The sequence below is a fragment of the Actinoplanes sp. DH11 genome, from assembly GCF_020873875.1.
Taxonomy (GTDB): Bacteria; Actinomycetota; Actinomycetes; order Mycobacteriales; family Micromonosporaceae; genus Actinoplanes.
This window is the reverse complement of sequence record NZ_JAHWGU010000027.1, coordinates 116577-135446: the sequence shown is the minus strand read 5'-3', so window position 1 is coordinate 135446 and position 18870 is coordinate 116577. Positions and strand designations below refer to the sequence as shown.

At 72.0% G+C, this 18870-nt stretch carries 15 protein-coding genes; 6 read left to right on the top strand and 9 right to left on the bottom strand.

Going from position 1 to position 18870, the window contains the following annotated elements:
• Window positions 1–381 precede the first annotated feature (381 nt).
• The 8 genes from LPA41_RS31720 to LPA41_RS31685 all read right to left on the bottom strand — a co-directional run bounded on the left by LPA41_RS31720 (window position 382) and on the right by LPA41_RS31685 (window position 9230).
• On the bottom strand, window positions 382–942 hold the full coding sequence (locus tag LPA41_RS31720) for a hypothetical protein (protein WP_229074755.1): 561 nt from the start codon (window positions 940–942) through the stop codon (window positions 382–384).
• A gap of 68 nt (window positions 943–1010) precedes the next feature.
• The gene (locus LPA41_RS31715; RefSeq protein ID WP_229074753.1) at window positions 1011–1805 is read right to left on the bottom strand and encodes a carboxylesterase; all 795 of its coding nucleotides are present in this window, start codon (window positions 1803–1805) and stop codon (window positions 1011–1013) included.
• On the bottom strand, window positions 1802–2620 hold the full coding sequence (locus LPA41_RS31710; RefSeq protein ID WP_229074751.1) for an alpha/beta fold hydrolase: 819 nt from the start codon (window positions 2618–2620) through the stop codon (window positions 1802–1804). The genes LPA41_RS31715 and LPA41_RS31710 overlap by 4 nt, the downstream gene beginning before the upstream one ends.
• On the bottom strand, window positions 2617–3435 hold the full coding sequence (locus tag LPA41_RS31705; protein ID WP_229074748.1) for an alpha/beta fold hydrolase: 819 nt from the start codon (window positions 3433–3435) through the stop codon (window positions 2617–2619). The genes LPA41_RS31710 and LPA41_RS31705 overlap by 4 nt, the downstream gene beginning before the upstream one ends.
• Window positions 3436–3537: 102 nt before the next feature.
• Window positions 3538–5073: a helix-turn-helix domain-containing protein gene (locus LPA41_RS31700; protein ID WP_229074747.1), complete on the bottom strand. Its 1536-nt coding sequence runs from the start codon at window positions 5071–5073 to the stop codon at window positions 3538–3540.
• Between the two features lie 44 nt (window positions 5074–5117).
• The gene (locus tag LPA41_RS31695) at window positions 5118–7796 is read right to left on the bottom strand and encodes an AAA family ATPase (RefSeq protein ID WP_229074746.1); all 2679 of its coding nucleotides are present in this window, start codon (window positions 7794–7796) and stop codon (window positions 5118–5120) included.
• 89 nt (window positions 7797–7885) lie between these two features.
• Window positions 7886–8797: a DMT family transporter gene (locus LPA41_RS31690; protein WP_229074745.1), complete on the bottom strand. Its 912-nt coding sequence runs from the start codon at window positions 8795–8797 to the stop codon at window positions 7886–7888.
• Window positions 8798–8840: 43 nt separating this feature from the next.
• Window positions 8841–9230 carry an HPF/RaiA family ribosome-associated protein gene (locus LPA41_RS31685; RefSeq protein ID WP_229074744.1) on the bottom strand — a complete coding sequence of 130 codons (390 nt, stop codon included), beginning with the start codon at window positions 9228–9230 and terminating at the stop codon, window positions 8841–8843.
• Between the two features lie 165 nt (window positions 9231–9395).
• Here LPA41_RS31685 and LPA41_RS31680 point away from each other — a divergent pair, with 165 nt between their 5' ends.
• The 6 genes from LPA41_RS31680 (at window position 9396) to LPA41_RS31655 (ending at window position 17207) form a co-directional block, all read left to right on the top strand.
• Complete coding sequence (locus LPA41_RS31680; RefSeq protein WP_229074743.1) at window positions 9396–10823, top strand: PAS domain-containing sensor histidine kinase; 1428 nt, start codon at window positions 9396–9398, stop codon at window positions 10821–10823.
• Entirely contained in the window at window positions 10774–11022 is a 249-nt protein-coding gene (locus LPA41_RS31675; protein WP_229074741.1) for a response regulator, read from the top strand. Before LPA41_RS31680 ends, LPA41_RS31675 begins: the two co-directional genes overlap by 50 nt.
• 140 nt (window positions 11023–11162) lie before the next feature.
• The gene (locus tag LPA41_RS31670) at window positions 11163–11960 is read left to right on the top strand and encodes a nitroreductase family protein (protein WP_229074739.1); all 798 of its coding nucleotides are present in this window, start codon (window positions 11163–11165) and stop codon (window positions 11958–11960) included.
• Between the two features lie 375 nt (window positions 11961–12335).
• Window positions 12336–15332, top strand: a complete 2997-nt coding sequence (locus LPA41_RS31665) for an AAA domain-containing protein (protein WP_229074736.1) — start codon at window positions 12336–12338, stop codon at window positions 15330–15332.
• A gap of 376 nt (window positions 15333–15708) precedes the next feature.
• Complete coding sequence (locus tag LPA41_RS31660) at window positions 15709–16125, top strand: hypothetical protein (protein ID WP_229074734.1); 417 nt, start codon at window positions 15709–15711, stop codon at window positions 16123–16125.
• Window positions 16126–16670: 545 nt separating this feature from the next.
• Window positions 16671–17207: a DUF6817 domain-containing protein gene (locus tag LPA41_RS31655; RefSeq protein ID WP_229074732.1), complete on the top strand. Its 537-nt coding sequence runs from the start codon at window positions 16671–16673 to the stop codon at window positions 17205–17207.
• A 79-nt stretch (window positions 17208–17286) separates the two neighbouring features.
• On the opposite strand, the gene LPA41_RS31650 is transcribed toward LPA41_RS31655, so the two are convergent.
• Window positions 17287–18870, bottom strand: a complete 1584-nt coding sequence (locus LPA41_RS31650; RefSeq protein WP_229074731.1) for an FGGY-family carbohydrate kinase — start codon at window positions 18868–18870, stop codon at window positions 17287–17289.

The following is an 18870-nucleotide window of genomic DNA, read 5'->3' as shown; positions in this document are numbered from 1 at the left end:
CGGATCGGGCTGTCGCTCAGGGCTGCCGGAGAGCGTCTCCGGCAGCCATGAGTGACAGCCGGCTGGAGTGGCTTGTGTTCGTAGTTCTTACGACCGCGCCCCCCGGGCGGCCGCAACACAAGCCGATGCTGACGGCCCGTCCGTGAGCCCTTGCGGCGAGCACGCTGGCGATGGCGGGAGCACGCATCTGTCGCCCGCTGCTGCCCGGTAAACCATGGGCCGGTTTACCGGGCAACAAGGGGGGCATTTACCGGTAAACCTCGGGCGCGATGGGTGTTTCCGAAATAGGCGGAGCCGGAGTTATGGTGCAGGACGTACCGGGCTGGGCCACGGTCACCAGCCGGTCGGCAGGCATCGAGCGGTCAGCGGGCGCGGATGCTGCTAGTTCGGAGTGAAGAAGCCCTGCAGGCCGACCACGATGGCGATCACGCCGAAGATCGCGAGGATCAGAGTGCGGCCGGCCAGAACGCCCTGACCGCCGGGAGCCGAAACGCTCGCGGCGGGGCCCGGGCCACCACCAGGACCGGACCCGCCAGGAGCGGACCCGCCAGGAGTGGACCCGCCAGGAGCGGACCCGCCAGCACCGGACCCGCCAGGAGCGGAGCCGCCGGCACTGGGCCCGCCGGGAGCGGAGCTGGCGGGAGCGAGGCCGGGGGCAGGGGTGGTCGGGGTGTGGCGGCCGGTCAGGCGGTCCCAGAGGAGGATGACGCCGACGGCGAGGCCGACCACCTCGAAGTGGAAGAGGTGGGGGCCGGAGAAGAGGTGCACCAGCAGGTAGTAGCCGCCCGTCACCAGTGCCAGGACGCCGACCAGCCAGGCCCAGGGGCTGATCTTGTCGGTGAGGCGGCCCAGGGGAGTGCCGACGGTGGGCAGGCTGCGGAGCAGGGGGACCGCGAGCAGCAGGCCGCCCAGGATGTTGGCGAGGTCTAACAGCAGGGCCATCACGTTTGGGAGCGTACCCATGGGGGTTGTCGAAGAAACTGCGGGCGGCCGGGGTGGCCGCCCGCAGGTCAGGCCGTGTGTCGCAGGGCCCAGGCGAGGGCGTGGTCGGCGACCTCTTGCCAGCCGGGTTCCGCGCAGGTCCAGTGTGAGCGTTCCGGGAACTCGTGGTAGTCGGTGACCGTACCCGGCGCCTTGTAGTGCTTGGCGTTCGACTTGTTCACCGAGGGTGGCATGATGTGGTCCTTGCCGCCGGCGATGAACAACAGCGGTGCCCGGCCGGCGTTGGTGAAGTCGACCCAGGTCTCCTGCTTGCCGGGCTTGAAGTTGGCGATCAGCCCGTAGGCCCAGACCCAGTTGCCGGGCGCCGCGATCGCGTACCTGTCGTAGGCGGCGCGGGCCTCGTCCACGGGCAGCGTGTTGGTGAACGCGTAGTGGAACTGCTCGGGGGTGAAGCCGGCCGCCTGGTGCCGTTTCGCTGGGTTGTTCAGGATCGGGAAGAGCGACTTCAGCTGGGACGGCGGGTTGACCAGGATGCCCTCCGGCGGCGCTGAGTCGATCACCACGCCGGCGGCGCCGTGACCGCGGTCCAGCAGGAGCTGGGTCAGGACGCCGCCGAAGGAGTGTCCGATCAGGATCGGCTTCTCCGGCAGGGCGGTGATGATCTTCTCGAGGTGGGCGACGGTTTCCGGGACGGTCAGGCGGGCGATCACGTCGGGGTTGGCGCGCAGCGCCTCCACCTCGATCTCGAAGCCGGGGTACGCGGGCGCGAGCACCGTGTGTCCCTGGGCCTCGAGGTACGGGATCCAGTGTTCCCAGCTGCGCGGGGTGACCCACAGGCCGTGGATCAGGACGATCGTGCTCATGCGGCGTATCCGTTCAGGAAGGTGAGCAGGTCGTTGCCGAGCTGCTCGGAATGGGTGTCGGTGATGCCGTGCGGTGCGCCCTCGTACACGATCAGCGAAGCGTCCTTGACCAGCGCGGCCGAAGCCTTCCCGCCCACCTCGAACGGCACCACCTGGTCGGCGTCGCCGTGCACGACCAGGGTCGGCACGTCGAACTTCGCCAGGTCGTCGCGGAAGTCGGTGGCCGAGAACGCGGCGATCGACTCGTAGGCGTTGCGGTGCCCGGCCGCCATCGACTGGAGCCAGAACGCCTGCCGTACGCCCTCGGAGGCGAGCCCGCCGAAGAAGGGCCCGTCGGCCAGGTCCCGGTAGGTCTGTGAGCGGTCGGCGAGCGAACCGGCCCGGATGCCGTCGAAGACTTCGATGGGTACGCCGCCCGGGTTGTCCTCGCGGCGCACCATCAGCGGCGGCACCGCGGAGACGAGCGCGGCCTGCGCGACCCGGGACGTACCGTGCCGTCCGATGTAGCGGGTGATCTCCCCGCCGCCGGTGGAGAAGCCGACGAGTGTCACCTCGCGCAGGTCCAGGTGCTCGATCAGCGCGGCCAGGTCGTCGGCGTACGTGTCCATCTCGTTGCCGTGCCAGGTCTGCGTGGACCGGCCGTGCCCGCGCCGGTCGTGCGCGATCACCCGGTACCCGTTGTCGGCCAGGAACAGTTGCTGCGCCTCCCAGCTGTCCGAGTTCAGCGGCCAGCCGTGGCTCAGCACGACGGGCCGGCCGGCGCCCCAGTCCTTGTAGAAGATGTTCGTGCCGTCGGACGTGGTCACAAAAGTCATCGGGCGGCCTTCCGGATCAGATCAGCGGTCGCCCCGGGCTGGGAGATCATCGCGACGTGCGAGGCCTTGACCTCGACGGTGTACGCCTTCGCGCGTGCCGCCATGAACCGCTGCACGGCGGCCGGGATCAGGTTGTCGTTCTTGGCCACCAGGAAGTACGACGGGATCGTCGCCCAGGCCGGCTCACCGGAGTGGTCCTGCAGGGTCGAGACGTCGCCGGGCCGCTGGGTGGCCCACATGACGTCGGTGGTGGAGCGCGGCAGGTCACCGGCGAAGATCTGCCGGAACACGTCCTTCTTGACGTATCCGTCGACACCGCCGTCCCAGGGCCGGAAGTCGATGGCGGTGGCCGGGTCGAGCTGGGTGCCGGGGTACAGGTTCGCCAGGCCGCCCACCGATTCGTCGAAGGCCGGCGCGAACGCGGCGATGTAGACGAGCGCCTTGACGTTCGGGTTGCCGGTCGCCGCGTTGGTGATCACGAAGCCGCCGTAGGAGTGCCCGGCCAGCACGATCGGGCCGGTCAGCGTGGCGAGGAAGCTGCGCAGGTAGGCGGCGTCGGAGGCGACTCCGCGCAGCGGGTTGGCCGGCGCGACGACGGGGTAGCCGTCGCGGGTGAGCCGGGTGATCACGTCGGACCAGCCGGTGGCGTCGGCGAACGCGCCGTGCACCAGCACGATCGTGGGCTTCGGGCGGTGCCGGCCGGTCGCGGCGGGCGAGGCCGCGGCGGGTGCGGTGCCGGCGGTCGCCGCGGCACCGGCGGCGACCACTGCCGCGGTACCGGCCAGGACGGCCCTTCGGGAAACAGATGCAGACATCGGGAGAAAGACCTTTCGCTGTACGGGCAATGCCGTACCTCGATGCAATCAATCAGACCCCGCCCGGACCATGCGGGACGACAGGCAGAAGTTCGCCGCCCGTCAGTGCGTCAGCGCACCGGGCCGGTTCGCGGCGGCCGGCGCCCGTACCGCATGGCCCAGCAGTGTCTCCGGCACCGCACCGGCCGGCCGGTCCTCGCCGGACTCGTCGAGAATCCGCAGCGCGCCGAGCCAGTTCTCCGCCTCGGCCCGCAGCCACGCGGCGGCCTCCGCCCGGTTCGCCGGCCGCACCAGGGCGTCCCCGGCGGCGGGTGCCGGACCACTCCCCGGCTCGAACCACCGGCCGGCCACGATCGCGGTCGCGACCAGCCGGCGCGCCATCCGGATCCGGGTCGCGGCCCGGGCACCGGGCGGTTCCTCGGCGCGCAGCCGCTCGGTGGCGTAGAGCCGGATCAGGTCGTGGAACCGGTAGCGGTCGGCACCCTCGTGTCGCAGCAACCCGACCTCCACCAGCTCGTCCAGCCGGTCGGACACGTCGTCCGGGTCGGTGCCGGCCAGCACCGCGGCCAGTGGCGCGGCGAAGTCGGCGCCCGGCACGTGCGCCAGCCGCCGGAACAGCGCCCGTCCCTCGCCGGAGAGCTGCGCGTGCGACAGCGCGAACGCGGCCGCCACCCCGACGTCACCGGCGTGCAGGTTCGCGAGCCGCCGGTCGGCGTCGGCGAGCCGGTCCACCAGGTGCCCGACCGTCCACCCGGACCGGTTCGCCAGCCGTGTCCCGGCGATCCGCAACGCGAGCGGCAGGTGACCGCAGAGCCGGGACACCGCGGCGACGTCACCGGCGGCCGCGGGGTCGGCGGCCTGGGCGGCGATGGCCCGCAGCAGCGCGGCCGACTCGGCCGGTTCCAGCGGCGCCAGCCCGATCCGCAGCACCCCTTCCAGGCCGGCGAGCAGCCGGCGGCTGGTCACCACGATCATCCCGGGGCCCACGCCGGGCAGCAGCGGGCGCAGCTGCGCCTCGTCCGCCGCGTTGTCCAGCACCAGCAGGCACTGCCGGTCGCGCAGCACGGCGCGCAACTGGCTGCACCGTTCCTCGTCGGAGCCGGCGATCCGGCGGGGGCTGACCTCCAGCGCGCGCAACAGCTGGGCGGCGACCGCACCGGCGGCCGGCGGTGCCGGGTCGACGCCGCGCAGGTCGAGGTGGAGGCAGCCGTCCGGGTAGGAGTCCCGCAGTTCCTCGGCGGCCCGCAGGGCGAACGCGGTCTTGCCGATCCCGGCCTGCCCGTGCACCAGGACCACGGGTGTCGGGCCGCGGCCGTGGGCGTGTGCGCGGATCAGGTCCCGTTCCCGCGTGCGCCCGACGAAGTCGGTGACCGCCCGGGGCAGTTCCCCCCGGCGCGGCCGGGCGGCACCGGCGTGCATGCGCAGCGCCCGGGCCTCCTCCTCCAGCCGCCGCTGCTCGTCGCCGCTCACACCGAGCGCGGCGGCGAGCGCGGCGAGGGTGCGCGGCTGCGGTGCCCGGATGTGCCCGCGCTCCATGTCGCTGATCGTCCGGACGCTCACGCCGGACGTCTCGGCCAGCTGTTCCATGGTCAATCCGGTGGTACGCCGTAACTCGCGGAGCCGTTCCCCCAGAGGCATGGTCCCAAATTAGGAGCCGGCCCGTCCCGCTCGCGTACGTAGAACTATGTAATCCGCAGCGCCCGGGCCAGTTCGGCACGCGACCGGATGCCCAGTTTCGGGTAGATCCGGGAGAGATGCGTGCTCACCGTGCGCGGCGACAGGAACAGCCGGTCGGCGATGTCGCGGTTGCTCAGGCCCTCGGCGGCGAGCCGGGCGATCTGGGTCTCCTGCGGTGTCAGCTCGGCGGCGGTCTCGGCCGGTCGGCGCAGCGACTCGCCGGACGCCCGCAGCTCGGCCCGGGACCGGTCGGCCCACGCCGTGGCGCCGAGCGCGTCGAACGTGGCGGCGGCCGCGCGCAACAGCGGCCGGGACTCGGCGGGCCGCCGCCGGCGTCGCAGCCAGGCGCCGTACCCGTGCTGGCGCCGCGCCTGCTCGAACGCCCAGCCCGGCAGGTCCTCGCCGATCGCCTTCTCCCAGCCCTCCGCGGTGTCGGTGAGCACCGCCTGCGCGTAGCCGAGGCCGGCCAGCAGCGCCGGCGAGCGGCCCTGCTCCGCGAGGGGTGTCAACCTGTCCACGATCCGGCGCAGCTCGGCCGCCCCGCCGCAGCCGGCCGCCGCCTCGGCCAGGTGACCCACGAAGAAGAACCCGGTGTAGAGGTGGGTGGAGTCGTCGGCGGGGTCGAAGACCCGGCGCAGCTCGTCGAACGCCTCGGCCGGCCGCCCACCGGCGAGCGCGGCAAGCCCGCGGATCTGCCGCACCCCGGCCAGCAGCGGGTTGCGGCCCAGCGGCAGGAGCAGCGCCTCGATGGCTGCGGCCCGTTCACCGGCACCGGCGAGGTCGCCGTGCAGCGCCGCCGCCGCACCGGCCGCGGTCCAGGCGGTGGTCGTCCAGTTCTGGCCGTCGGCCTCGGCGACGAACGCCTCGCTCTCCGGCAGCAACGCCAGCGCGGTGCGGGCGTCACCGAGATAACCGGCGTGCGCCGCGTGCAGGATCTGGGCCCGGTGCAGGATGCCGAGCCGGTCCTCGGCCCGCAGCCCGATCTCGGCGGTCGCCAGGAACTCGCCGGCCATCGGCAGGTCACCGGCGGCCGCCGCGCCCACCCCGAGCTGGTACGTGGTGTAGGGGTCGGTCCCGCCGGCGATCAGCAGTTCCCGCATCCGCCGGCGGCACTGGTCGCCCCGGCCGACCGGCGAGACCAGTGCCAGACACGCCGTGAGCAGCGGTTCGTCGGACACCGCGAGGACCGTGTCGACCGCCGCGACGAGCCGCGCGATGACGGCCGGGTCCGATTCGGAGAAGTACGTGCGCAACGAGATCGTCTCGAGCAGCTGCACCGCCCGGCCGGTGTCACCCGCGGCGACCTGGGCCTCGATCGCCGTGGCCACACTGATCAGCCGGTCGCCGCCGGACCAGCGGGTGCCGTGCTGGGTCTCGACGAGGAAGTCGTACAGCGAGCGGTCGCCCGGGCTCAGCTCGTGCGCCCGGATCTCACCGAGCAACCGGGTGACCGTCGCCCGGTCGCCCTGCTCGGAAGCCATGCCCACGGCGGAGATGAGCCGGCGGCCCCGCGCCGCCGGGTCCTCGCTGAGCCGGGCCGCCCGTTCGAACGCGGTGAGCGCGATCCCGGCGGCCTGCCGGTGCCGGGCCCGGATCGCGGTAGCGGTCAGTTCCTCGGCCAGCGACTCGTCCGGGCCGTTCGCCGCGGCCGCCCGGTGCCAGAGGGTGCGTTCCGGGTCGCCGGCCAGCACCCGGGCCAGTGCCGCGTGCGCCTGCCTGCGTTGCACCGCGGTGGCGGTCTGGTGCAGCGCGGACCGCAGCAGCGGATGCCGGAAACGCACCCGGAACCGGTCGTCGACCTGCACCAGCCGGTTCGCCACGGCCGGATCGATGTCCTCATGCCGGACGTCGCGGGGCTCGGCGAGCCGGCACGCCCGGACGATCTCGTCCAGGTCGTCGCCGTCGTTCACCGCCGCCACCAGCAGCAGCGCGCGGGTCACCGGCGGCAGCTCGGCGACCAGCCCGGAGAACGTCCGTTCCAGTCGCTCGCTGAGCGGGACCCGGCCCGGCAGCAACGCGGAACCGCCGGACCGGGCCGCGGCCCCACCCAGCTCCACCAGACCGAGCGGGTTTCCCCGCGCGGCGTCGAGCACCTGCACCCGCAGCGCCGGTTGCAGGGCCGGCGCGACCCGGTGCAGCAGGGCACGGGCGGAGTCGCCGTCGAGCGGTTCCAGGCGTACATCGGTGAGGCCCGCGCCCGCAAGCCGGCGGTTGACGTCCCGGCCGTCGCGCGCGGTGAACAGCATCGCCGCCCGTTCCGAATCCAGACGCCGGGCGGCGAAGGCGAGCGCCTCCCAGCTCGCCTCGTCGAGCCACTGCAGGTCCTCGACGGTGATCAGCACCGGCTCGTCGTCGCCGCCCAGCACGTCGAGCAGCGCGACCGCGGCGCGGAACGGCAGCGTGTCCGGTGAACCGAGGATCTCCATCGCGGTGCCGGCCCGGTCCGGTGCGGCCCGCAACAGGCGGTGCAGCCCCGCGTACGGGATGTGGACCTCGGCCTGGACCCCGGCGGTGCTGAGCACCCGGATGCCCCGTTCGGCGGCCCGCCCGGCGGTCTGGTCGAGCAGGGTGGACTTGCCGATCCCGGCCTCACCGCGCAGCACCAGCGCCCCACCGGTGCCGGCCCGGCAGCCGTCCAGCAGCGCCGCCAGCCGGGCCAGCTCGGTTCGGCGCCCCAGGATCACCCCGCCATCCTAGGCATTTGGACTCGCTCCCACGAGATCCACCGGACCGGCCTACGGGGACGACTGCCGCGCCCGCGGTGACGACGTCGTCAGGCTGCCGCGCGCGGGCGGCGCCACGTGGTGCCCCGGGAGACCGCGACACCGGCCAGGCACAGCACCCCGCCGGCGAGGGTGAGCCAGCCGGGCACCTCGTCCAGCAGCAGCCAGGAGAGCAGGACGACCACGGCCGGCACCGCGTACGTCGTCGATCCCATCCGGCCGGCAGTCGTGCGGGCAAGCGCGTACGCCCAGGTGGTGAACGCGATAGCGGTGGGGAAGACGCCCAGGTAGAGCACGTTGAGGGTGGCGCTCGGCGGCGCCGCGGCCAGTTCGGTGACGAGCTGACCGGCGAACGGCAGGCAGGCGACCGCGCCGATCACGCAGCCGAACGTGGTGGCCTGCAACGCGGTGGCGTGCCGCAGCGCCGGCTTCTGCGCGACCACGCCGGCCGCGTACGTCACCGCGGCGGCCAGGCAGAGCAGCACACCGAGCAGGGGTGCGTGCCCGCCGCCGGACATCGACAGGCCGACCACGACGGTACCGGCGAACGAGACGGCGATCCCGGCCAGCAGTCGCGGCGGGAAGCCCTCACCGAGGAAGACGCCGGCGAGCACGGCCATCACGGCCGGGCCGACGTTCACCACGAGGGCCGCGGTGCCGGCGTCGACGAGCTGTTCGCCCCAGTTCAGCGCGACCATGTAGGCGCCGAACCAGAGGACGCCGGAGACGACGATGCCCGGCCAGGCGGCCCGCGGCGGCAGGCCCTGCCGGGTGATCAGCAGGAAGAGCACGAGGGCGGCCGAACCGGCGAGCAGCCGGCCCAGCGCGAGAGAACCGGGGGAGAAGTACGGCGCGGCCGCCCGGATGCCGACGAACGCGGACGCCCACAGGACGACCGTGACGGCGGCGGCGGCGACCGCGCTCCGTGACGTGCCGGTGGACCGCTCGGACAGGGTTGTCATACCGGAAGCAAACCGTGCCCGGCGGCCCGTAGGCTGGCGGAAATCAGACCTGCAGTTCGGCGGCGTCCGCGTCGGGCTGCGGCACGTCGCGCAGGTGCCGGTTGTGCCGGGGCTCCTGCTTGGTCTTCGCGTCGTTGAGGCGCCGGCGCAGGTCGTCGCGCACGTCCATGACGGCGGCGTGCAGGTCCTCCTCGGACGACGTCGTCACGATCTTCTCGCGGCCGCCGATCCAGCAGTTCAGCGTGACATGCTGGCCACGAGCGCTGCGGTCCTTCACCATGATCTCGAGTTCGGTGGCGTCGGCGTGGAACCCGGCGAGCCGGGCGTCAAGCGTGCCGAGCATCTCGACGATCCAGGTCCGGTCACTCTGCGAGAAACCCGCACCCACGCGCAGGCACTCTTCGACGGTGGCCGGGTTGGCGACAGCACTCATCAGATCTCCTCGATCCGGCAAACAGGACGTATTCCTCGTACCCCCAATGATCCTGTCCCAATCAGTGCGGCGGCGAATCGGCATCGGGGCGGCGCCGGGCGGGATTACGCTATCGGTATCCAGTAGCACAGAAAGGTACTGTTTACGCGGAAAGGTCATCTGCTCATGAAACGCCTGGTATCGGCGGGCGAGCGGCTTTCCGCGTACGCCATCAAGGCCGCCGGCGCGGTGATCGGCCTGGCCCGCACCCGCCTTGCTGATGCCGTCCGGCAGCGATCCTCCGAGGTCGTGCGGGAGCGATCTTCCGAGGTCGTGCGGGAGCGTGAGATGCTCGCCGCGATCGTCGAGCAGTCGTCGGACGCGGTCATCGCCAGCACGCTCGACGGGATCATCACCGCGTGGAACGGCGGCGCCGAGCGGATCTACGGGTACACCGCCGGTGAGGTCATCGGGAAGCCGATCACCGATCTGCTCCCGGACGGCGCGGGCCCGGGGCTGCGGCTGGCGCTGGACCGGCTTGCCGCCGGCGAGCAGATCCAGCAGGACGAGACCATCCGGGTACGCCGGGACGGCACCACCTTCGTCGTCAGTGTCATCGTGTCACCGATCCGCGACGCCGCCGGCGTGGTGGTCGCCGCGGCCGCCACCGAACGTGACGTCACCGAGCATCTGCAAGCGCGGGAACGGTCCGCGCGGGCCGCCCGGCTGGAAAGCCTGGGCCAGCTCGCCGGCGGGGTCGCGCACGACTTCAACAACCTGCTCGCGATCATCATGAACTACGCGGACTTCGTCGCCGAAGAGGTCACCGGGGAGGCGGCCGACGACCTGGCCCGGATCCGCGACGCCGCCGATCGGGCCCGGTCACTGACCGGCCAGCTGCTGCTGTTCGCCAAACGCGAGCCCACCCAGGTGGAGGTGGTCGACCTCAACGACGTCGTGGTGCAGGGCGAGGAGCTGCTCAGCCGTACCATCGGCGAGGACATCCGCCTGGTCTGCCGCCGGTGCGACCGACCGGTGCCGGTGCACGCCAACCGGGGCCGCCTCGACCAGATCCTGCTCAACCTGGTGATCAACGCACGGGACGCGATGCCGACCGGCGGCGTGGTCGTCGCCGAGACCGACATCGCGCAGCTCACCGACCCGCCCGGCCACTGGGCGAGGCTGACCGTCAGCGACACCGGCACCGGGATGACGGCCGAGGTGCGCGACCGCCTCTTCGAGCCGTTCTTCACCACCAAACCGGCCGACCAGGGCACCGGGCTGGGACTGGCCACCGTGTACGGCATCGTCGGCGACGCGGGCGGGCACATCGGCGTGGAGTCGGAGCTGGGCATCGGCACCACGTTCCGGATCCTGCTGCCCGTCGCCGCGGACGAGGCGGCCCGCCTGGACGACGACGCGACCGGCGAGCCGCCGCGCCCCGGCCACGGTGAGCGGGTGCTGGTGGTCGAGGACGACGAACAGGTACGCGACCTCGTGGTACGCCTGCTCGACTCCCACGGCTACCGCACCGTCCCGGTCGACGAGGACGACCTGGGTCCACGTGAACCTGGACGACGTAGCGCTCCTGGTCACCGACGTGGTGCTGCGTGACCACGCCGGGCCCGCGGTGGCCCAGCGGTTGCGCGCCCGGCGCCCGGGGCTGGCCGTGCTCTACATGTCCGGTTACAGCGAGGCGCATCTGCGCGACCGCTACGGCCTGAACGGCTCGGACCCGCTCGTGCACAAGCCGTTCACCGCAGCCGAGCTGCTCACCCGCGTAGGCGACATCCTGACCCCGGCCGCCCACTGATCCGGTCGCGGGCCGGCTGCCCTGCCGGTGCGCCGGTCTTACGCGGTTGCCCTGCCGGTGTGCCGGTCCCACCCGGTGGCGTGGCCGGCTGCCGCCCCGGATCAGAATGGCGATGATCGACAAGCCCGGAGGAAGCCCCGATGTCATTCACCGCCCGCTACGGTCCCGCTGCCACCGGCCCGGCCGTCACCAGCGACGTCCTGGCGTTGCAGCTTGCTCGCCGCTCGGTGCGCCGGTTCGGCCCGCGCGACGTCACCGGTGACGAACTCACCGCGATCGTCGCCGCCGCACAGTCAGCGGCCACCTCCTCCAATCTCCAGCCGTGGAGCGTCGTAGCGGTCCGCGACCCGGACCGCAAGAAACGCCTCGCCGCCCTCGCCGGCGACCAGGCGTTCGTAGCCCAGGCACCCCTCTTCCTCGTCTGGGTCGCCGACCTGGGCCGCGCCCGGCGGCTGGCCCAGCGCGCCGGGGTGCCCCTGGACGGGGCGGACTACCTGGAGTCGACGCTTGTCGGTTTCGTCGACACCGCGCTGGCAGCCCAGAACGCCGTGGTGGCGGCGGCCTCGCTCGGCTTCGGCTCGGTCTTCGTCGGCGGCCTCCGCGACCACCCCGAGAAGGTGGCCGCCGAACTGCACCTTCCCCCGCACACGGTCGCCGCCTTCGGGCTGGCGCTGGGCGAACCCGACCCCGCCGAACAGGCCGACGTCAAGCCCCGGCTGCCGCAGGCGGCAGTGCTGCACCACGAGCTCTACGACGCGGCGGCGGCGGACGAGCACATCCCCGCCTACGACGCGACGCTTGCCGCCTACAACACCCGCTTCGGCCTGCGCGGCGCCTGGACCGACCGAGTCCTGACCCGCTTGCGCGGCCCGGAATCCCTCGCCGGCCGGCACACCTTGCGCACCACCCTGGAGCGCTTGGGCCTCCCTTCCCGCTGACCTCCCTCCACTGTTCCACCTCGCCCGGCCGCCCGCCTCGTACCACGGTCCGACCCCGCCCGGCGCCCGCCGCCCCCCGGGTTCCGGCCCCAGCGGCGCCGGACGCGCCGCCCCTGGCGAGATGTTGATCTGCTAGCGCTACGAAATCGCTGTGATCAAGGGGGCAAAACCGCGATTTCGCACCGCTAGCAGATCAACACCGCTGCGCGGAGCCAATGCAGCCGACCGCAGCCCCTTGTCCCGGGACCGCATCCGAGCCGAGGGCAAGCAACACCACGCCGCCCCCTCTGCCTCGCCCGCCGCCCGTCAGCCGCCGCCGGCCGCCGGGTGGGACTGTCGGAAGCGGGGTGATCCGGGGCGGTAACCTCGGGCGCCATGCAGCCGTCCACCGTCCTCGCCGTACTCGCCGAGCTGGCGCCGGCCACCGCCGAGCGGACGCTGGACGTCACCCGCGGCTCGCAGGCGCTGGTCTGGCTGGACACCGCCGAGAAGGCGCCGCGCAAGGCCGCGACGGATCGGCTGGCCGCGCTGGACGCGCTGCACCGGGAGGAGCGGGTCCTGCACCGGGGCTGGGGTTTCCTGGCCGGCACCACGATGATCGACGGCCGGTCGCGGAAGGTCCGGTTTCCGCTGCTCAGTCAGCCGGTGCGGCTGGAGCGGGCGCTCACCGGATACCGGGTGGTCCCGGCCGGCGACCTGGAGATCACGCCGCTGATCGGTGACCGGGATCTGGCCGCTGCCATGGAGGCCGCGCCGGGGCTGGCCGCGCCGGGCTGGCTGGAGGCGATCGGCAGCCGGGCCTGGCTGCGTTCGGCGGCCGAGGCGACGGGCTTCCCGTTCGACGCCATGACCGATTCCGGTCAGCGCTTGCCGAAGGACCGGCTGGTTCTGGTGGCTGCCGCCGCGCTGTATGTGGCGCGCGACGTCTTCGGCGTCGGCCTCAGCGACAGTTTGCGCAGCTGGGCCGGGCGGGACGTGAGCGGTACGGCGCTGGCCGCGGTCTACGGCGAGCACCGGGCGGACCTGCCGGACGATGACGAACCCGTACATTCCCCTCTTCCGCTCAGCGACGAGCAGGCCCGCGTCGTCGCCCGCGCCCGGACCGCCCCGGTCACCGTGGTCTCCGGTCCGCCCGGCAGCGGCAAGAGCCACACCGTCGTCGCGGCCGCCCTGGAGGTGGTCCAGCGCGGCGGTTCCGTACTGGTCGCGACGCAGTCATCGCACGCCGCCGAGGTCCTGGCGGGGTTGCTGAGCCGCTACCCGGGTCCGGTCCCGGTTCTGTTCGGCGACGCGGCCGGTCGCGCCGACCTCGAGGCCGGCCTCACCGCGGGCGCGGAGCAGGGCGCGAGCGCTGAGCGGCTCCGCGCCGGCCAGGATCGGGTCCAGGCCGCGATTTCGGGCGTACGGGCGAAGCGCACCGTACTCACCGAAGCCCTTGACCTGGAACTCCGCGCCGCCCAGCTGACCGATTTTGAACCGCTGCTGCCGGGCCTTGCCGTCGATGTGCCGGGCGCGTTCGACGACGCCGTGGATCTGGCCCGCATCGAGGAATGGCGCTCGCGCGAGGGCTGGTGGGCACGCCGTCGGCTGCGGTCGAAGCTGCGGCCCCGTCCCGGCGTACCACCGGAACGGGTGACCGAAGCCCTCGCCGCAGCCACCGCGCAGCGTGCCGCCGCGCACCTCGCCGCGACCGGCGGCACCCAGCTCGACCCGCACTGGGCCGCGTTGCACGAGGCCGAGGAGGCGCTGCGCGAAGCGGTCGGCGCCGCGATGCGCGACAGTGCGCGCAGCGCGAAACGGTGGGACCGGGACGCCCGCCGGGCCGCAGGTGCCCTCGCCGCCGCGCTGCGGGCCGGCCGCAACCGACGCCGCGAACTGCTGGCCCAGCTGGACGCGCCGCCCCTGGTGCGGGCGCTGCCCCTCTGGATCGGCACGGTCGCCGACGTCGAGGACCTGCTGCCCCCGGCGCCGGGCCTCTTCGACCTGGTGGTGATCGACGAGGCGTCGCACGTGGACCAGATCCGGGCAGCACCGGTCCTGGCCCGGGCCCGCCGAGCCCTGGTCGTGGGCGATCCACGCCAGCTGCGCTTCGTCTCCTTCGTCAGCGACGTCGACGTCACCGAGGTGCTGACCAGGCACGACGTCCCGGCCGACGCCCTGGACGTACGCCGGGTGAGCACCTACGACCTCGCCGCCGCAGCCGCACCGGTGACGTGGCTGGGCGCCCACTACCGCAGCGTGCCGCACCTGATCGGCTTCTCGGCGGACCGCTTCTACGGCGGCCGGGTGTCCGTGATGACCAGAACGCCATTGTCCGACATGTCACCCGCCATCGACGTGATCCCCGTGTCGCCCTCCTCCTCTGCGCCCGCCTCCGCCGACTCCGCGCCCGCCTCCGCCACCGCCACCGCCTCCGCGCCTGTCACTGCCTCTGCGGCCTCGCCAGCCGAGGTCGAGGCGGCATTGCGTGCCGTCGCCGAACTGGCCTCAGCCGGGTACCGGGGCATCGGCGTGATCACCCCGTTCCGTGCGCAGGCGGAAGCTCTGGAAGCAGCCTTCCTCTCCTCGATGCGCCTTGAACAGATCGAAGACCTGCGCCTGCGGGTCGGCACCGTCCACGCCTTCCAGGGCAGCGAAGCCGACGCGGTAGTCGTCTCCCTCGCCCTGTCCGATGCCGACAGCCCCAGCAGGCGCCGCTTCGTCACCGACCCCCAACTCTTCAACGTGATGGTCACCAGAGCTCGGAAACGCCTGGTGGTGCTCAGCGCCCTGACGTCCCCGGACGGCTTGCTGAAGGACTTCCTGGAGTACGCACAATCCCCGCCCGCCCCTCCTCCTCCGCCCCACGAACCGGCAGCAGCCGGTCCGCCCTCGCCCGAGGAACCAGGGTCGGGCTCGCCGTCGCATGTCCCACCGACATCCGGTTCGTCCTTTCGCCGGCAGCCTGGAGCCGGATCATCCTTCCGTGAGCAGCCAGCCGTGGGCGCACCTCCCCTCGCGGAGCCGAAGCCGGAGGATCGCGCCGCTGTCCTGCCCGCCGGCTGGGCGGCTGAACTCAGCGCCGAGCTGCGCCGGCTGGACGTGCCGGTACGCCCCGGCTACCGAGTGGGCACCTGGCACGTAGACCTCTGTGTAGGACCACCGTCCCAGGTGACGGGCGTACTGTGCGGCATCCACCCCGACGGACCGGCCGCCCACCTGTCCAGGCAAACCGCACTGCACCGAGCCGGATGGCACTTGATCGACGCCTTCCCGAGCCGCTGGAACCACGATCCCCGCCGAGCAGCCCTGGAAATCGCAGCAGCAACAAGCCCATCGACGCCGGCGACGCCAACAGCTGCAGCAGCGCCAACGGCCACGGCCGCCCCTTAGCGCGGCGTCATCACCCGACCGCCCCGCTGGACCTGACCCCGCATGGCCGCGGTCGCCCATAAAGCCGAAGAAAAGCGCGGACGGGTGCCGGCCGGGCGGCCGAACAACGAAGACGTGCCCAAAGTTGAACCGGTGAGATGTGAACAGATCGCGGGCAGGAAGATGTGCCCGAAGCCGAACCGGTGAGGTGTGAACAGGTCACGGGCAAGACGGTTTCGTCGGACGCCCCGCGCTCAGCACGGAAGGTGGTGCGCGGCTGCCATGCGGACACGTATTGCGCGGCGGCCCGGGACCCTCCGTCACCGCGAGCAAGCCGGCACAAGCGTGATCGACGTCGTTCGGTGGCGGTGATGCCGGTGACGGAAATGGTGATCGATTGTTCGAGGCCGGCCTCGTGCTCGTTGAAGCTCTCCACTCCCTGAGTGGCACAATGGAAAGTCCATTGCTCGTCGGCGAAAAAGCGGCCAGCGAAAGTGACACGGGCTTATCGTGGCCCACGAACCGGCCACTGATCAGCCATTTGGAATTTGGCTCTTCGTGTCTGAACCCCGTCAATTTTGGGCTTGGTATGGCCCTAGTCGGAATGCCGGGATTTCGCGGGCTCGAGCCCGATACCGCTGCGGACTTGCCGACAGTCGGCGTCCTGTTGCTGGCTGCGGAACGCGCGGCAGGTGTGGGCCTTGAAGGCGTTCCCGTGCCCGAGCGTGAGGTGGTCGCAGGTCTCGGCGGTGCAGGACTGCGCGAATCCGACTTCTTAGAACGTGGTGGCATGCTGGCTGCCGGAGGCGCATGAACCGGGCTGCGGGGAGAGGCGTGAACCGGGTTGCGGGATTGCGCGGCTTTTGTGGGCTCCGGGTGACAGGTCTCTGTTGCGCTCGCGGCGGCGGCCTCGGCGGCTCGTTGGAGATGGCGCAGCTTGTGAGCATGACGTTGTGTCAGGCCCCATGCGCAGCGACGTTGTTGGTCCCGGCGGAATTCGTCACGCTCGGCGGAATAGCGACGCGACGCGGTCCGATCCCGCATCGTGGCTAATTCCGCTCGAGTGAAGAGCTGTGTCTGCCGGGTCATACGAATATTGTCTCGCGCGCTCCCCAAGAACGCCCGCCGCAACGGTCAATGGATCATGCAAATCCGGCACGGAGATCCACTTAAGCATACATAGTATTTGCACAGGAAAATGACATGGGAAAGCGGACGCGGCACGCGCTAACGTGCGACGGCGATGGCGATGGCGATGGCGGCTGGCGGGGTTGGGCATACCGGCTGTGACCAACAGCTCACGGATGGGAGGGGGAGCGGGGCCGCGTGGCCGCCTGAGCGCTCCTAGGCTGACGGAGCATGAGCGGGGATATCGATGTGCGGGCATGGCTGCGTGAGCGTGGCGCGGACACCGTCAAGCATCCGGGTGGCACCCTCTACCAGCATCTCTGCCGGGTTGAGGAGCAGCTGGGGGAGCTTGGCCACGGGCCGGCGGTGCGGGCGGCGGGGTTGACGCATGCGGCGTACGGGACGGATGGCTTCGACCTGGCCCTCGTCTTCTGGGGGAGCCGGGACGAGCTGCGTGAGCTGGTGGGGGAGGAGGCCGAGGAGTTGGTCTACCGGTACGGCTCGTGCGACCGGGAGCGGACCTGGCCCCGGCTGCCGGAGAGTCACGAGGTGGCGGATCGCTTCACCGGTGAGGTCACGAAGCTGGACGGCGAAGAGCTCACCGCGTTCATCGACCTGAGTTTGGTCAACGAGCTGGATGTGATCGTCCGGGATCGCGACCTGTGGGACCGCAACCGGGCGTATTTCACGAAGCTGTTCGACGGATGGATCCCGATGGCGTCCGAACCCGTGGCGGTGGAAGCCACGAAGTTCCTGGCGGCGAGGTAGGAGACGGCACGGCGAGGTAGCGGCACGCCGAGGTAGGACGGCACGGCGAGGTAGGAGACGGCACGCCGAGGAAGGGGCCTCAGGAGTTCAGCTTCCGGTAGACGGGGGCCAGCTGCTTGTGCAGGCACGTGTAGATCTCGAAGATCTCGTCGTACCGGGCGTGGTCCGGCCCGGGTGTGAAGATCTGGTCGTTCTGGGCCAGGCCGGAGATCTCCGGGAACGAGATCATGCCGGCTCCTACGGCGCCTATCCAGCCGGCGCCCCGGGCGTTGACCATGACGGGGTGGGCGTCGCGGCGGACTTCGGTGCCCAGGACGTCGGCGAAGATCTGGCACCAGGAGGAGGAGCGGGCCGCGCCACCGGTGATCACCAGGGAGGTCATCGGGGTGCCGAGGAAGCGGTCCACGGCTTTGGTCATCCAGCGGGTGTTGAGGGCTACGCCTTCGAAGACGGCGCGCAGCAGGTCGGAGCGGCTGGTGTCGAGGGAGATGTTGAGGAAGCCGGCGCGCAGGTGCGGGTCGTCGACGGGGGCGCGTTCGCCGTAGAGCCACGGCATGTAGAGGACGCCGCCGGAGCCGGCCGGTACGGCGGGGATTATCTTGTCGAACGCTTCGAAGATCGAGCTTTCGTCGCGGGTCACGTGGCCGGCACTGACCAGCGGGTCGTCGTATTCGACGACTTTGTCGCGGAGCCAGGTCAGGTTGGCGCCGGCGGTGGCCTGCAGGGCGGTCATCAGGTAGCGGTCCGGGATGGCGCACGGGATCGACGCGATGCCGCTGAACACGTCGGTCTTCTTCGCGGGCACGTGTGCCGCGATCCACGACGACGTGCCCAGGTAGAGGTGCGGCTCGTTGTCGCGGACCGTGCCGGCGCCGATCGCCGCCGCCGTGTTGTCGATGGCGCCGGCCACCACCCGCACCGAGGTGGGCAGGCCGAGGTGATCGGCGGCGCTGGGGGCGAGCGTGCCGATCACCTCGGTGCATTTCACGATCTCCGGGAACTTGTCCCGGTCGATCCCGCTGGCGGCGACCAGGGAGGGGGCGTAGCGGATCGCGTCCGCCTTGCGGTTGTCGGTGACCCACGAGGTCAGGATCGAGTCGACGGTGGCCACGGTGCGGCCGGTGAGTTTCAGGTTGATCCAGTCGAGGACGTTCAGGAAGGAGGCGGTGTTCGCGTACACCTCGGGCATGTCGTCCCGGATGAACAGCATGTGCGCCGCGGGGTCCTTGCCGGTGACGGACGGCATGCCCCCGGTGAGGCGCAGCCAGCGGGCGATCTTCACCAGCGACATCCCGGCGTACGAGGCGATCCCGCCGAACTGGCGCCGCAGATGGGCGGCGCCGCGCATGTCGAGCCAGGTGACGCACGCGGTCAGCGGCCGTCCCTGCGCGTCCACCGCGATCGTGCCCTCACCCTGGGTGGACGAGCAGATGGTGGTGACCGCGCGCAGGTGCTCGGCGTGGTCCCGGCCGAGGTCGGCGACGACCTGGCCGAGCGCGTCCCACCAGGCGACCGGGTCCTGTTCGGCGCCGCCGCCGGGGAGCACGGTGAGCGGCACCGGCCGTTCGGCCCAGCCGGTGACGGTGCCGTCGGCCGCGACGAGCGCGGCCTTCATCCCCGAGGTGCCGAGGTCGATCGCGAGGACCTGCGGCGGGACGGCCAA

Bases quoted from the DNA above. Each gene is read 5' to 3' on its own strand.
- LPA41_RS31720 (WP_229074755.1), bottom strand. From the start codon at position 942: ATGGCCCTGCTGTTAGACCTCGCCAACATCCTGGGCGGCCTGCTGCTC.
- LPA41_RS31715 (WP_229074753.1), bottom strand. From the start codon at position 1,805: ATGAGCACGATCGTCCTGATCCACGGCCTGTGGGTCACCCCGCGCAGC.
- LPA41_RS31710 (WP_229074751.1), bottom strand. From the start codon at position 2,620: ATGACTTTTGTGACCACGTCCGACGGCACGAACATCTTCTACAAGGAC.
- LPA41_RS31705 (WP_229074748.1), bottom strand. From the start codon at position 3,435: ATGTCTGCATCTGTTTCCCGAAGGGCCGTCCTGGCCGGTACCGCGGCA.
- LPA41_RS31700 (WP_229074747.1), bottom strand. From the start codon at position 5,073: ATGCCTCTGGGGGAACGGCTCCGCGAGTTACGGCGTACCACCGGATTG.
- LPA41_RS31690 (WP_229074745.1), bottom strand. From the start codon at position 8,797: ATGACAACCCTGTCCGAGCGGTCCACCGGCACGTCACGGAGCGCGGTC.
- LPA41_RS31685 (WP_229074744.1), bottom strand. From the start codon at position 9,230: ATGAGTGCTGTCGCCAACCCGGCCACCGTCGAAGAGTGCCTGCGCGTG.
- LPA41_RS31680 (WP_229074743.1), top strand. From the start codon at position 9,396: ATGAAACGCCTGGTATCGGCGGGCGAGCGGCTTTCCGCGTACGCCATC.
- LPA41_RS31670 (WP_229074739.1), top strand. From the start codon at position 11,163: ATGTCATTCACCGCCCGCTACGGTCCCGCTGCCACCGGCCCGGCCGTC.
- LPA41_RS31665 (WP_229074736.1), top strand. From the start codon at position 12,336: ATGCAGCCGTCCACCGTCCTCGCCGTACTCGCCGAGCTGGCGCCGGCC.
- LPA41_RS31655 (WP_229074732.1), top strand. From the start codon at position 16,671: ATGAGCGGGGATATCGATGTGCGGGCATGGCTGCGTGAGCGTGGCGCG.